Below are 12275 nucleotides of genomic sequence, written 5' to 3'. Positions count from 1 at the left end.
GATGACTGTGACGTAAGAGATACGCCGAGCCTTCAGTTGTTCAAGAAGTGAACGAGAGATTTGTTGATCTTGAAAGTGGGAGCTACCGCAGCCGCTGCGAGATGACCTTGGACACACCGTCGCCCTGCATGGAGACGCCGTAGAGCGCGTCCGCGATCTCCATCGTGCGCTTCTGATGGGTGATGACGATGAGCTGGGACGACTCCTGCAGCTCCCGCATGATGCGGATGAGCCGCTGGAGGTTGGTGTCGTCGAGCGCCGCCTCCACCTCGTCCATCACATAGAAGGGGCTCGGGCGGGCCTTGAAGATGGACACCAGCAGCGCGACCGCCGTCAGCGAGCGCTCCCCGCCGGAGAGCAGGCTCAGCCGCTTGACCTTCTTGCCCGGCGGCCGGGCCTCCACGTCCACACCGGTGGCCAGCATGTCGTCGGGGTCGGTCAGGATCAGCCGCCCCTCGCCCCCGGGGAAGAGCCGGGAGAACACGCCCTCGAACTCGCGCGCGGTGTCCCGGAACGCCTCCGTGAAGACCTGCTCCACCCGTTCGTCCACCTCCTTCACCACCTTCAGGAGGTCCGCGCGGGTCTTCTTCAGGTCCTCCAGCTGCTCACTGAGGAACTGGTGCCTCTCTTCCAGCGCGGCAAACTCCTCCAGGGCGAGCGGATTCACCTTGCCCAGCTGCTGGTAGGCGCGCTCGGCGGCCCGCAGCCGCTTCTCCTGCTCGGCGCGGTCGAAGGGGCGTGGCCGGTTGCGGGGGTGCTCCGGGTCCTCGGGCAGCGTCTCCCCCTCGGCCGGGAGCGACGGGGGCACCGGCTGGTGCGGGCCGTACTCCGCGACCAGCCCCTCCGGCTCCACGCCCAGCTCCTCCAGCGCCCTGGCCTCCAACTGCTCGATGCGCAGCCGCTTCTCGGCCCCCAGCACCTCGCCCCGGTGCACCGAGTCCGTCAACTTGTCCAGCTCGGCCTTGAGTTCACGTCCCGCCGTGCGCGCGTCCGCCAACTCCCGCTCCCGCAGCCCCTTCACGGTCTCGGCGGCGGAGCGCTCGCGCTCGGAGCGGGCGAGGGAGACCTCGATGTGGGCGAGCAGCTGCCGGGCGCCGGAGGCGACCGCCCCGGCGACGGCGGCCTCGTGCCGCAGCCGGGCCCTGCGCTGCTCGGCCCGCGCGCGTGCCTCGCGCTCCGCGCGGGCGGCCCCGTCCAGCGAGTCGGCCCGCCCGGCGAGCGCCTTGACCCGCTCCTCGTGCGTACGGACCTGGAGCCGCGCCTCCATCTCGGTCTGCCGCGCGTTGGCGCCGTCCGCCGAGAGCCGGTCCCGTACGGAGGTGTCCGGCTCCTCCTCCACCGGCATCTCCTCGGCCACGGCAAGCCGCTCGGCCAGTTCCTCCGCCTCCTGTACGGCCCGCTCCAGCGCCTCCTGCGCGCGGGCCGCCGCCGCTGCCGAGCGTTCCGCCTCGCCCACGGCACCGCGCGCCTGCCCGGCGAGCCGGCCGAGCCGCTGGGCCACGGCCGACTTCTCCCGGTCGGCGGCCCGGCGCCGCTCCCCCAGCTCCTCCACGAGCGCGGCACCGGCGGTCCGCTCCTCGGCCGCCACCTGCCGGTCCCGCTCCAGCTCCTCGCAGCGCACGGCCAGCTCGGCCAGCTCGGCGGCGGCCTCGTCCACGGACGCCTGGACTTCCAGCAGGCTGGGCGCCCCGGCCGAACCGCCCTGCGCGAAGTGAGCGCCGAGCAGATCGCCCTCGGCGGTGACAGCGGTGAGCGCGGGCCGCGCCCGCACCACGTTCTCCGCCTCCTCCAGCGTCCCGACGACGACGATCCCGCGCAGCAGCCGCCGTACGGCGGGCATCAGCTCCTCGGGGCCGCGTACGAGGTCGGCGGCGAAGGGGGGGCCGCTGCGCTGGGCGGCGATGAAGCCGGGGACGCCCTGCGGGCGGGCGTCCGCGGCGGAACCGCCGCCGATGGCGGGCCCGCCGGTCGTCTCCCCCGCCCCGGCTTCCGTGGCGCTCGCGCGAGCGCCGGGTGCGGCGCCCGCTCCCGTCGCATCGGCGCCGACTGTGCCGCGTATGGCGGGCGCCTCCTCCGGCGCCCCCGCCAGCAGCAGTGCCGCGCGACCGCCCTCCTGTTTGCGGAGGAGTTCGATCGCCTCGATCGCCGCCGTGGGGCCGGTCACGGCGATGGCGTCGGCGGCCGTGCCGAAGGCGGTGGCGAGGGCTGTCTCGTGGCCGGGGGCGATGGTGAGGAGTCCGGCGGCCGGGCCGAGGACGCCGGTGAGCCGGTCGCGGGCCGACAGGAGGGCGCCGGTGCCGTCCTTGCGGCGCAGGCCCAGCGCCAGCGTCTCGTGGCGGGCGCGGGTCGCGGCGCGGCGACGCTCGGCGTCGGCGGCGGCCTCGCGGGCCGTGCTCAGCGCGTCCTCCGCCGCCGCGAGCCGCTGGCGGGCCTCCTCGTGCCGTACGGCCAGGTCGGCGTCGTCCGCGTCGAGGCCGTCCACCTCGGCCTTCAGGGTCTCGTACTCCTCCTGGGCGTGGGCGGCGCGCTCGGCCGCCTCGTCGCGGGCGGCGGCCAGGCGGTCGATCTCGGCCTGGGCGGAGGCGGCGCGGGAGCGGGCGGCGCTCACCTGGCCGGAGAGCCGGGCCAGGCCCTCGCGCCGGTCGGCGATGGCGCGGGCGACGTCCTTGAGGCGGCGTTCCTCGACGGTGAGCGCGCGCTCCAGCTCGGCACGGTGGGCGACCGTGTCGTCCAGGGCGTGCCGGGCGGCGTCGAGGGCGGCCTCCAGCTCGGCCTCCTGTTCGCGGACGCGGGCGGCCTCGCGCTCCAGGTCCTCGGGGTCACGGCCGCGCCGCTCCTCCGGGGGTGCGGAAGTGGCGCTGGTGACGCGGGCCTCGGCGAGGGAGACGGTGCCGCGGACGCGCTCGGCGAGCTGGGAGAGTTCGTACCAGGTCTGCTGGGCGCGGGTCAGGCGCGGGGCGAGGCGGCGTACCTCGTCCTCCAGGCGAGCCTCGCGCTGGAGGGCGTCGCGCAGTTCGCGTGCCGCGCTCTCCCTGCGTTCCTTGAGGGCGGCCTCGTCGGCGATCTCGGCGCTGAGGGCTTCGCGCAGGGTCACGAGGTCGTCGGCGAGCAGGCGCAGGCGGGCATCGCGCAGGTCGGCCTGGATGACGGCGGCGCGGCGGGCGACGGCGGCCTGGCGGCCGAGCGGCTTGAGCTGGCGGCGCAGTTCGTCGGTGAGGTCCTGCACGCGGGCGAGGTTGGCCTTCATCGACTCCAGCTTGCGCAGCGCCTTCTCCTTGCGCTTGCGGTGCTTGAGGACTCCGGCGGCCTCCTCGATGAAGGCGCGGCGGCCCATGGGGTCGGCGTGCAGGACGGAGTCGAGCTGGCCCTGGCCGACGATGACGTGCATCTCGCGGCCGATGCCGGAGTCGGAGAGGAGTTCCTGGAAGTCGAGCAGGCGGCAGGTCTCGCCGTTGATCTGGTACTCGCTGCCGCCGTTGCGGAACATGATGCGGGTGAGGGTGACCTCGGCGTACTCGATGGGCAGGGCGCCGTCGGTGTTGTCGATGGTCAGGGACACCTCGGCGCGGCCCAGCGGCGGGCGGCCCGTGGTGCCGGCGAAGATGACGTCCTCCATCTTGCCGCCGCGCAGCGACTTGGCGCCCTGCTCGCCCATGACCCAGCTGAGCGCGTCCACGACGTTGGACTTGCCGGAGCCGTTCGGGCCGACGACACACGTGATGCCCGGTTCGAACCGGAGCGTGGTCGCCGAGGCGAACGACTTGAAGCCGCGCAGGGTCAATGCCTTGAGATGCACGCAATCGGACTTTACCGGCAGCGGCTATCTCACTCCACGGACACTCGCAACCCCACGGTTTCGTCCATGAACGAGAAGGGCACACCAGATGGTGAAGCGGTTGAAAGGATGCGGGGGAAAGTACGAAGGGACGCCGAAGCGTCCCTTGCGGCTCGGACAGCCGGGTCCTGGCCTGTGCCCGAACCTTCCTGAGCGGTTGTCAACGGGCGGCCCGACCGCTGCGTGTGCTTTCGTGGAGCTGATGCAGCGATCAGGTGAGCGCAGGCTCCGCCTGGTGTGCGTCGATGCTCTCCATGATCCTGTCCTGAGAGGCGGCAGCCGCCAGCGCGTCGTTCTCCGCCTGGATCCGTACGAGCTCGGACTCCAGGTCCTGGACGCGCTGCTGAAGCCGTCGCATCTCGGCGAGGAGTCGAGGGTCGGAGCCGCCGACGTAACCGAGAAGCGCCTTTGCCATGATGGATGGTCCTCCACACTGAGTGACCGACCGATGCGGTGTGGGTCGTGAGGGATTCGCACCCGCGGTGCTTGGCACACTCGAGTGTTGCTCTGCGTCGCCATGCCAAACAGCTAAGGTGCGCGGGGCTTTCAGCGTCTCACCAAAAAGTTTGACGGTCAACACGATCACACCCCGTATCGGCGGGCGAACCCGGGGCGCGCGGCCGGTGGCCGGCGGCGCTGCGTCTTCGCGGGGCCCTGGAGGTGTGTCGATCAGCTGTACACCGGGAGCCTTTCACGACGTGCCCTTCTTGGCAACCACCAGGCCGTTTCCCCCCGGGCAGGTGCCCCTGGCACGTACCGGCGGCCCCGGTGGAGGGGTTCCGCGGGGCTCGGTCAGCGGATGGCGAAGCCGTCGTAGCCGCCGCGCGGTGTGTCCCAGATCTCGGTGACTCCGTCCACCCGCCCGGGCGTGTCATCGCCCTGGAGCCAGTCGAGCAGCCCCTCGCAGCCGGTACGGGGGCCCTCGGCGACCACTTGGACCCGGCCGTCGGCGAGATTGAGAGCAAAGCCACTCAGTCCGCCGATCTCCAGGGCCCGTGCCCGGGTGAACCAGCGGAAACCCACACCTTGGACGTGTCCCCGTACCCAGGCGACCAGCCTCGCATCCTCGCTCATGGGTGCAACCTAACCGGACGCATGGGGGCAACCCAACCGCCAATGTCGCTCGCGGCACACCCGTCCCCCGCGCCATGCGGTACCGTCCCGACCCAATGAATCTCATATGAAACTCACTCGATCGAGTGAGCCGGGTTGGCCAGGGGGAGGCATCGGGCCCGTTCCGGCGCCCGGCCGACCGCGAGCACGAGGAAGAGGGCAGGGGATGGGACGCCACCGACGCGCCGGGGCGGGGAGCGAAGCGCCGCACTCGTCTGCGGGTGGGCACGAGCCCAGGGGGACCGCGCCGTATCTGAACCCCGAGGCGTACTCGGTCGGCCCGCGCGGGCCCGTCTATCTGACCGGTGACGAGCCGATGGACGGCCGGGGCTCCCAGCGCGGGCGCCGCCGGGCCAAGAAGGCCGCGACGCCGGTGCGTACGGGTCTGCTCGGTGTCTCCGCCGCGGTCGCCTTCGGCACCGCCGCGGTGGGCGCGGGCGTGGTGCCCGGACTCCAGAACTACCGTCTCGGCGGCGGCACGACCGCCAGCGAGGGCGAGCAGGTGCAGGCGGCCGACCTGCCCGGCAACGCGGCCAGCGAGCAGGGCGGCGCGGCGGGCAGCGCGGACACGCAGGCCGGGGGCGGTGCCTCCACGGGCGACCAGTCCACGCGGCCGGCCGCACCGGCGCCCACCCCGTCCGACTCGGACTCCGAGGCGTCCCCGGCGCCCGCCCCGGCCAAGCCGAAGCCCTCGGCGCCGTCGCAGAGCGCCGACAAGCCCGCCCCGGCCGCGCCCAAGCCCTCGGCCCCGTCGGACAGTTCCTCGAAGCCCGCGGCGAAGGACCCCTCGGCCTCCGCCTCCGCGTCCGTCTCGGCCCAGGCCGACGCCGAGGCCCAGGTGCTCGCGCTCGTCAACGAGGAGCGCGCCAAGGTCGGCTGCACGCCGGTGACGGCGAACTCCGCCCTCACCAAGCTCGCCGAGGCATTCAGTGGCGACATGGCCTCCCGCGACTTCTTCGACCACACCGACCCGGACGGCGCCACTCCCTGGGACCGCGCCTCCAAGGCGGGCATATCCGGCCTCGGCGGCGAGAACATAGCCCGCGGCCAGACCGACCCCGCCGCCGTCATGGAAGCCTGGATGAACAGCCCCGGCCACCGCGCCAACATCCTCAACTGCGACTTCAAAACCCTCGGCGTCGGCGTCCACTTCGGCGAGGGCGGCCCTTGGTGGACGCAGGACTTCGGTTACTGAGCCCGCGCGCGCTGGGCCGTGAACCGCTGTCGCCCGGCAGGTGAGAGCGGTGAGAGCATCGGCGGGTGACCGACGCACCGCTACCGCCCGGATGGACCCTCCAGCGGATCCGTGACGTGTCCGGGGACCGGGGCGCTCTGGCGCTGGGTCCGGACCGGGCGGTGAAGTGGGTGGGCGGGGGCGGGCTGCCGGAGGTGCTGCGCCCGGAGATCGTTCTCGGGTTCCACGGCCTGTGCCTCGTGAAGCCCGTTGATGACGACGACTGGTACATGGGCAGTCTGTACGAGGACGGCAGCGTCGACTGCTGGTCGGCCCACGCCGGTCTGTACGAGGCGCTGCGCGGTCTCTGACCCCACCTCCTCGCCAGGAACAGGCGGCACTAACCCACCCACAGCGCTACCTGGTGGTCAGTGCTCCGCTCGCCTACGCTGGGCGTATGAGTGGGATCACCCGGGAGTCGGTGGAGGCGGAGCCGGAGGCGGTGGACGCGTTCGATGTGTTCGCCAAGGCGTGTCCGTCGCGGGGGACCTTGGAGCATGTGACCGGGCGGTGGGGGGCGCTGGTGCTCGGGGCGTTGGCCGAGGGGTCGCTGCGGTTCAACGAGTTGCGGCGGCGGGTCGACGGGGTGAGCGAGAAGATGCTGTCCCAGACGCTGCACGCGCTGGAGCGGGACGGGCTGGTGCACAGAGAGGCGCAGCCGGTGAATCCGCCCCGCGTCGACTACGAGCTCACCCCGCTCGGCCGTCAGGTGGCCGAGCGGCTGCTGGCGCTCATCCACTGTGTGGAGGGCGCCATGGGTGACGTGCTCGCCGCGCGCGAGCGTTACGACGCGGCGCGCGGCGCCCGCTGACACTTCGGGCAGAAGTAGCTGGAGCGGTTCATCCAGGGGCGGCGCAGCATCGGCGTACCGCAGCGGCGGCACGGCAGGCCCTCGCGGCCGTAGGCGTCCAGGGAGCGGTCGAAGTAGCCGGACTCGCCGTTGACGTTGACGTAGAGGCTGTCGAAGCTGGTGCCGCCGACTGCGAGGGCCGCGTTCATCACGTCCCGGACGTGACCCAGGAGTTCCGTGGTCACCGGGCGGGTGAAGCCCGCCGTGGGACGCTCGTAGTGGAGGCGGGAGCGCCACAGCGCCTCGTCGGCGTAGATGTTGCCGACGCCGCTGATCAGGGACTGGTCGAGCAGGGCCCGCTTGATGGTGGTGCGCTTGCGGCGCAGTGCCTGGTGGAATGCCTCGTCGTCGAAGAGCGGGTCGAGCGGGTCGCGGGCGATGTGCCCGATGACGTCCGGCAGCCCGTCGGGGGTGTTGTCGTGCAGCGAGAGCCCGCCGAAGGTGCGCTGGTCGACGAAGCGGAGTTCGGTGCCGAGCCCGTCGGCGAAGCGGACCCGGACCCGCAGGTGCTTCTCGTCCGGCGTGGTGAGCGGCTGCACCAGCAGCTGCCCGCTCATGCCGAGGTGCGCCAGGACCGACTGCCCGGTGTCCGCGAGCGGCAGCCACAGATACTTGCCCCGCCTGCTCGGCACCCCGAAGGTGTGCCCCTTGAGCCGGTGCGCGAAGTCGTCGGCCCCCGCGAGATGGCGGCGCACCGCACGCGGATGCAGCACCTCCGCCTCGGCGACGGTCCGCGCGGCCACCCACCGCTCAAGACCCCGCCGGACGACCTCGACCTCGGGCAGCTCGGGCATCGACAACCCCCTGGGAAAGAACCTGGTGACCTGGTGGAAGGACCGAGCGCCCGCCCCCGTCGTACGGGTGCGGGCGCTCGGGGAAACGCTCGGTCAGGCGGTGGCGGACGACGCGGTGTCGTCCTCCGTCGCCTCGGCGGGCGGCGGGGTGCCGTCCACGGCGGCCGGGGCCGCCTTCGCCTCGGCGGCAGCCTTGGCGCGTTCGTCCGCGGCGGCCTTGATGGCCCGCCAGGCGGACTCGGCGGCCTGCTGCTCCGCCTCCTTCTTGCTGCGGCCGGTGCCGGTGCCGTACGAGACGCCCCCGACGCGGGCAGCAGCAGTGAAGGTCTTCTCGTGGTCGGGGCCGGTCTCCGTGACCAGGTACTCGGGCACGCCGAGTCCTTCGGTCGCGGTCAGCTCCTGGAGGCTGGTCTTCCAGTCCAGGCCGGCGCCGAGGTTCGAGGACTTCTCGATGAGCGGGTCGAACAGGCGATGCACCAGTTCGGAGGCCGCGTCGAGGCCCTGATCGAGATAGACCGCGCCGATCACCGCTTCAAGGGTGTCGGCGAGAATGGATGCCTTGTCCCGGCCGCCCGTTCCCTCTTCACCACGGCCGAGCCGGATGAAGGAGCCCAGGTCGAGACCGCGGCCCACCTCCGCAAGCGCACGCGAGTTGACCACCGCGGCCCGCAGCTTGGCCAGCTGGCCTTCAGGCAGGTCGGGGTGGATGCGGTACAGCGTGTCGGTGACGACGAGGCCGAGCACGGAGTCCCCGAGGAACTCCAGCCGCTCGTTCGTCGGCAGACCGCCGTTCTCGTAGGCGTAGGAGCGGTGGGTCAGCGCACGCACCAGAAGGGCGGACTCGACGTGGTAGCCGAGCCGCCCTTCCAGAAGCGTGTGGGACGAGGCCTTGTTGTCCGCCGAGCCGTTCCCGCGTCGGCGGGACGTACCTGCTTCGGCGTCTTCCACCTTCTTGGCAGTGGACACAGTGCCTCTCACCAGCCGCTCAGACCTCGAGGACCTGGCGCTTGTTGTAGGTGCCGCAAGACGGGCACGCGATGTGCTGCTGCTTGGGCTCGTGGCAGCGCTCGCACGCAACCAGGGTGGGGACCGCAGCCTTCCACTGCGACCGGCGGTGGCGCGTGTTGCTGCGCGACATCTTCCGCTTCGGAACAGCCACGGCTACTTCTCCTGCTTCTCGTCGACGCCCGCTTCGGCGCCGCTCATCTCGTCCTTCTCGCCGTCTTCGAGTGAACCGGCGAGTCCCTGCAAAGCCGCCCAACGGATGTCGACGGCGTCATGGTGGTGGTCCGGGTCGTCCGTGAGCCGCGCTCCGCACTCGGAGCACAGGCCCGCACAGTCGTCCTGGCACACCGGCTGCATCGGCAGTGCGAGCACCACCGCGTCCCGCAGCACGGGTTCGAGGTCGATCAGACCGTCCTCGATGTAGAGCCTGTCCTCGTCGTCCTCGGCGTCGTCGCCCGGTTCCGCGATCACGCGGCCACGGTCGTCGGCGTCAGGGTACGAGAACATCTCCTGGAAGTCCGCTTCGAGCTCCAGCCCGACCGGCTCCAGACACCTTACGCACTCCCCCTTGGCCGATGCACGGGCGGTGCCTGTGACAAGCACCCCTTCCATGACCGACTCCAGGCGGAGGTCGAGCTCCATCGGCGCGCCTTCCGGCACTCCGATGACACCCTCGATACCGAGGTCCCGGGGGGCGTCGACCTCACGGGTCAGGCGCTGCATCGCACCAGGACGCCGGCCCAGCTCGTGCGTGTCGATCACGAGGGGGTTGCGGTGGTCGAGGCGTGCGTTGGAGGCCATGGCCGCTTTCGGTCTTCGAGCTCGGGGGACGCCGCCCGCAGGTGTTCCGGGCAGCGGTGATCGCAGACATACACGCGACCGAAGAGCCAGGATACTGGACCTTTCGCTCAGGGCCCAATCCGGTCCCCCGGCCCCGGCGCCTCCTACATTCCCCGGCCCTGCTCGTACGCCCGCAGCTGCTCCGCGCTGATCATGCTGGTGTCGAAGAGGCTGGCCTCGTCGAGCGCGTAGTCCTGCGGCTGCCCCTGATGCTGCGGGGCCTGCTGGTGCTGCTGGGCCTGCCCCTGGTTCGGGTCGTACGCCCCCTGCTGCGGGTCGTAGCCGTGGAAGGCGCCGTCGGTCTGCGGGGCGTAGCCGTTGGGCGCGTACGGGTCCTGCTGGTAGCCGTACGCCTCCTGCGGGGCGTAGCCGGGCTGCTGCGGGTAGCCGGGGTAGGCGTCGGGCTGCTGCTGGTAGCCGTACGCCTCCTGCGGCTCGTACGCCGGTTCCTGGGCGGCCGGGTCGTACGCCGGTTCCTGGGCGACGGGGGCCGTCTGCGTGCGCTGGGCCGGGGGGGCGGGGGTGTCGGCGAGGGCCGCGAGGTCGGCGAGGTAGTCGGCGTCGCTGGAGTGCTGGAAGGTCGTGGTGTCGTCCGCGAGGGCGCCGAGGTCGTCCGTGGCGATCCGGCCGTGCAGCTTCTGGCGGCCCCGGTGGACGGCGTCCAGGGTCTTGGCGAGGACAGCCTCGAAGGCGCCGAGCTTGGCGTCGACGTAGGAGTCGGCGGTGTGGCGCAGGGTCTCGGGGTCCTGGCTGCGCTCGGGGGCGTCCTCGTCCTCGTAGCCGTTCTCGTCCAGGCCGGGTCCGGTGCCGAGCAGCTTCTCCCGGCCGCGGCCGACCGAGCCGAGGGTCTTGGTGAGGACGACCTCGAAGTTCGCGAGCTTGGAGTCCACGTAGTCGTCGGCGTCCGCGCGGACCTGCTCGGCCTCGGTGCGGGCCTCGTGCAGGATGCGGTCGGCCTCGGCCTGCGACTGGCGGGCGACCTCGGTGCCCGCGATCAGCGAACCGCGCTCGGCGTGCGCGCTCTCGATGATCCGGTCGGCCTCCAGGCGGGCCTGCTCGACCAGCTGCTCACGGTCCCCGATCAGCTCCTGCGCCTGCGCGAGGGAGCCGGGCAGCGCCTGGCGGACCTCTTCGAGCAGCGCGAGCAGCTCGGCGCGGTTGACCACGCAGGAGGCCGACATCGGCATGGACCGGGCGGTGGAGACCGTGGAGACGATCTCGTCGAGCTTGTTCTGGATGTCCACCTGTGCTCGCCACTCTCTACAGCTGTGTTGGAGACGGACGGCACGACTGTACGGCCCTGGGGCGGCCGTCCGACACGGGGTGACGTCTTGTCACCTTCCCCAGGGGGCGCGGAGGCGTGCCGGTGGGGCGCGGACGCGGGCGCGCCGGGGCGGTCAGTCCCGCTTCAGCCGGTCGCGGAGCGCGCTGAGCACGGCCGGGGGCACCAGGTGGGAGACGTCGCCGCCCCAGGCCGCGACCTCCTTCACCAGGGAGGAGGAGAGGAAGCTGTAGGTGGGGTTGGTGGGCACGAACAGCGTTTCGACGCCGGTGAGGCCGTTGTTCATCTGGGCCATCTGGAGTTCGTAGTCGAAGTCGCTGACGGCGCGAAGTCCCTTGACGATGGCGGGGATGTCGCGTTCTTTGCAGAAGTCGACGAGGAGGCCGTGGTGGGCCTCGACCCGTACGTTGGCGTATTCGGCGGTGACCTCGCGGATCAGCGCCATCCGCTCGTCGATGTCGAACAGTCCCTGCTTGGACTTGTTGACCATCACCGCGACGTAGACCTCGTCGTAGAGGCGGGAGGCCCGGGCGATGATGTCCAGGTGTCCGTTGGTGATCGGGTCGAACGACCCGGGACAGACGGCGCGGCGCACTTGAGATCCCTCGCTCTCCGGTCCGGTCATCGTGCGTCTTCGCACGTAGAGGCGGCGCGACCGTACCAAAACGTTCCCTCGCCGTAACGCCGGGACCGGATCGGCTCGAAGCCCTCCGGCCACCGGAATTCACCGCCTCTGGTGCTGCGCTCCACGGTGACCAGGGCTTCCTCGGTCAGCCAGCCCCCGGCGCGGAGTGTGAGGAGGATCTCGCGGAGATCGTCGTCGGAGACGGCGTACGGGGGGTCGAGGAAGACCAGGTCGTACGGTTCGGCGGGGGGTGCGGTGCGGATGACTTGCTCCGCTTTGCCCGTTCTGACCTCGGCGCCGGGGAGGCCGATGTTCTTGACGTTCTCCCGGACGGTTTTCGCCGCGCGGGCGTCTGCTTCGACCAGGAGGGTGTGGCTCGCGCCCCGGGAGAGGGCCTCCAGCCCTACGGCTCCTGAACCGGCGTAGAGGTCCAGGACCCGGGTGCCGTCCAGGGGGGTGGTGAGGAGGGACTGCCAGGTGGAGAAGAGGGCTTCGCGTGCGCGGTCCGAGGTGGGGCGGGTTCCTGTGCCGGGCGGCACCGAGAGGCGCCGTCCGCCTGCGGTGCCGGCGATCACGCGGGTCATGTGAGCGGTCCTTCTTTTTTGGGGTCGCTTTATTTTCGCAGGTGGTGGGGGGTGCGTGTGCTTCGTTGGCGAGTGCGGGTCCTTCGTGGTTGCTCGCGCAGTTCCCCGCGCCC

Annotated in this window: 13 protein-coding genes; 3 read left to right on the top strand and 10 right to left on the bottom strand. The window is 71.7% G+C overall.

Going from position 1 to position 12275, the window contains the following annotated elements:
* Positions 1-82 precede the first annotated feature (82 nt).
* The 3 genes from B079_RS0105335 to B079_RS0105325 all read right to left on the bottom strand — a co-directional run bounded on the left by B079_RS0105335 (position 83) and on the right by B079_RS0105325 (position 4909).
* Entirely contained in the window at positions 83-3796 is a 3714-nt protein-coding gene (locus B079_RS0105335) for an AAA family ATPase (protein WP_018544744.1), read from the bottom strand.
* 250 nt (positions 3797-4046) lie between these two features.
* A complete protein-coding gene (locus B079_RS0105330; protein WP_018544743.1) occupies positions 4047-4250 on the bottom strand; it encodes a hypothetical protein in 204 nt (67 codons plus the stop codon).
* Between the two features lie 377 nt (positions 4251-4627).
* On the bottom strand, positions 4628-4909 hold the full coding sequence (locus B079_RS0105325) for an acylphosphatase (protein WP_026248381.1): 282 nt from the start codon (positions 4907-4909) through the stop codon (positions 4628-4630).
* A gap of 205 nt (positions 4910-5114) precedes the next feature.
* On the opposite strand from B079_RS0105325, the gene B079_RS0105320 reads away from it, so the two are divergent.
* The 3 genes from B079_RS0105320 to B079_RS0105310 all read left to right on the top strand — a co-directional run bounded on the left by B079_RS0105320 (position 5115) and on the right by B079_RS0105310 (position 6993).
* Positions 5115-6143, top strand: a complete 1029-nt coding sequence (locus B079_RS0105320; RefSeq protein ID WP_018544741.1) for a CAP domain-containing protein — start codon at positions 5115-5117, stop codon at positions 6141-6143.
* A 65-nt stretch (positions 6144-6208) separates the two neighbouring features.
* Positions 6209-6493 carry a hypothetical protein gene (locus tag B079_RS0105315; protein ID WP_234016741.1) on the top strand — a complete coding sequence of 95 codons (285 nt, stop codon included), beginning with the start codon at positions 6209-6211 and terminating at the stop codon, positions 6491-6493.
* Between the two features lie 86 nt (positions 6494-6579).
* The gene (locus tag B079_RS0105310) at positions 6580-6993 is read left to right on the top strand and encodes a winged helix-turn-helix transcriptional regulator (protein WP_037801275.1); all 414 of its coding nucleotides are present in this window, start codon (positions 6580-6582) and stop codon (positions 6991-6993) included.
* Here B079_RS0105310 and mutM read toward each other — a convergent pair.
* The 7 genes from mutM to rsmD form a co-directional block, all read right to left on the bottom strand.
* Positions 6966-7826: a bifunctional DNA-formamidopyrimidine glycosylase/DNA-(apurinic or apyrimidinic site) lyase gene (gene mutM / locus B079_RS0105305; RefSeq protein ID WP_018544738.1), complete on the bottom strand. Its 861-nt coding sequence runs from the start codon at positions 7824-7826 to the stop codon at positions 6966-6968. The two genes, B079_RS0105310 and mutM, sit on opposite strands and share 28 nt — an antisense overlap.
* Before the next feature lie 93 nt (positions 7827-7919).
* Positions 7920-8804 (bottom strand): ribonuclease III, encoded by an 885-nt coding sequence (gene rnc, locus B079_RS0105300; RefSeq protein WP_234016740.1) that lies wholly within the window; start codon positions 8802-8804, stop codon positions 7920-7922.
* A gap of 7 nt (positions 8805-8811) precedes the next feature.
* Positions 8812-8985, bottom strand: coding sequence for a 50S ribosomal protein L32 (gene rpmF, locus B079_RS0105295; protein WP_003951102.1), 174 nt, complete (start codon positions 8983-8985; stop codon positions 8812-8814).
* Between the two features lie 2 nt (positions 8986-8987).
* Positions 8988-9632 (bottom strand): YceD family protein, encoded by a 645-nt coding sequence (locus tag B079_RS0105290; RefSeq protein ID WP_018544736.1) that lies wholly within the window; start codon positions 9630-9632, stop codon positions 8988-8990.
* Between the two features lie 143 nt (positions 9633-9775).
* A complete protein-coding gene (locus tag B079_RS0105285) occupies positions 9776-10915 on the bottom strand; it encodes an ATP synthase F0 subunit B (protein WP_018544735.1) in 1140 nt (379 codons plus the stop codon).
* Between the two features lie 153 nt (positions 10916-11068).
* Positions 11069-11548 (bottom strand): pantetheine-phosphate adenylyltransferase, encoded by a 480-nt coding sequence (coaD, locus tag B079_RS0105280; protein WP_018544734.1) that lies wholly within the window; start codon positions 11546-11548, stop codon positions 11069-11071.
* 26 nt (positions 11549-11574) lie between these two features.
* Positions 11575-12162, bottom strand: a complete 588-nt coding sequence (gene rsmD / locus B079_RS0105275) for a 16S rRNA (guanine(966)-N(2))-methyltransferase RsmD (protein WP_018544733.1) — start codon at positions 12160-12162, stop codon at positions 11575-11577.
* Between the last annotated feature and the right edge of the window lie 113 nt (positions 12163-12275).

Source organism: Streptomyces sp. LaPpAH-108 (assembly GCF_000373625.1).
Taxonomy (GTDB): Bacteria; Actinomycetota; Actinomycetes; order Streptomycetales; family Streptomycetaceae; genus Streptomyces.
This window is presented reverse-complemented; position numbering and strand designations above follow the sequence as displayed.

Coding starts and splice junctions, on each gene's coding strand:
- B079_RS0105310 (WP_037801275.1), top strand. CDS start 6,580: ATGAGTGGGATCACCCGGGAGTCGGTGGAGGCGGAGCCGGAGGCGGTG.
- B079_RS0105290 (WP_018544736.1), bottom strand. CDS start 9,632: ATGGCCTCCAACGCACGCCTCGACCACCGCAACCCCCTCGTGATCGAC.
- B079_RS0105325 (WP_026248381.1), bottom strand. CDS start 4,909: ATGAGCGAGGATGCGAGGCTGGTCGCCTGGGTACGGGGACACGTCCAA.
- mutM (WP_018544738.1), bottom strand. CDS start 7,826: ATGCCCGAGCTGCCCGAGGTCGAGGTCGTCCGGCGGGGTCTTGAGCGG.
- B079_RS0105330 (WP_018544743.1), bottom strand. CDS start 4,250: ATGGCAAAGGCGCTTCTCGGTTACGTCGGCGGCTCCGACCCTCGACTC.
- B079_RS0105320 (WP_018544741.1), top strand. CDS start 5,115: ATGGGACGCCACCGACGCGCCGGGGCGGGGAGCGAAGCGCCGCACTCG.
- rsmD (WP_018544733.1), bottom strand. CDS start 12,162: ATGACCCGCGTGATCGCCGGCACCGCAGGCGGACGGCGCCTCTCGGTG.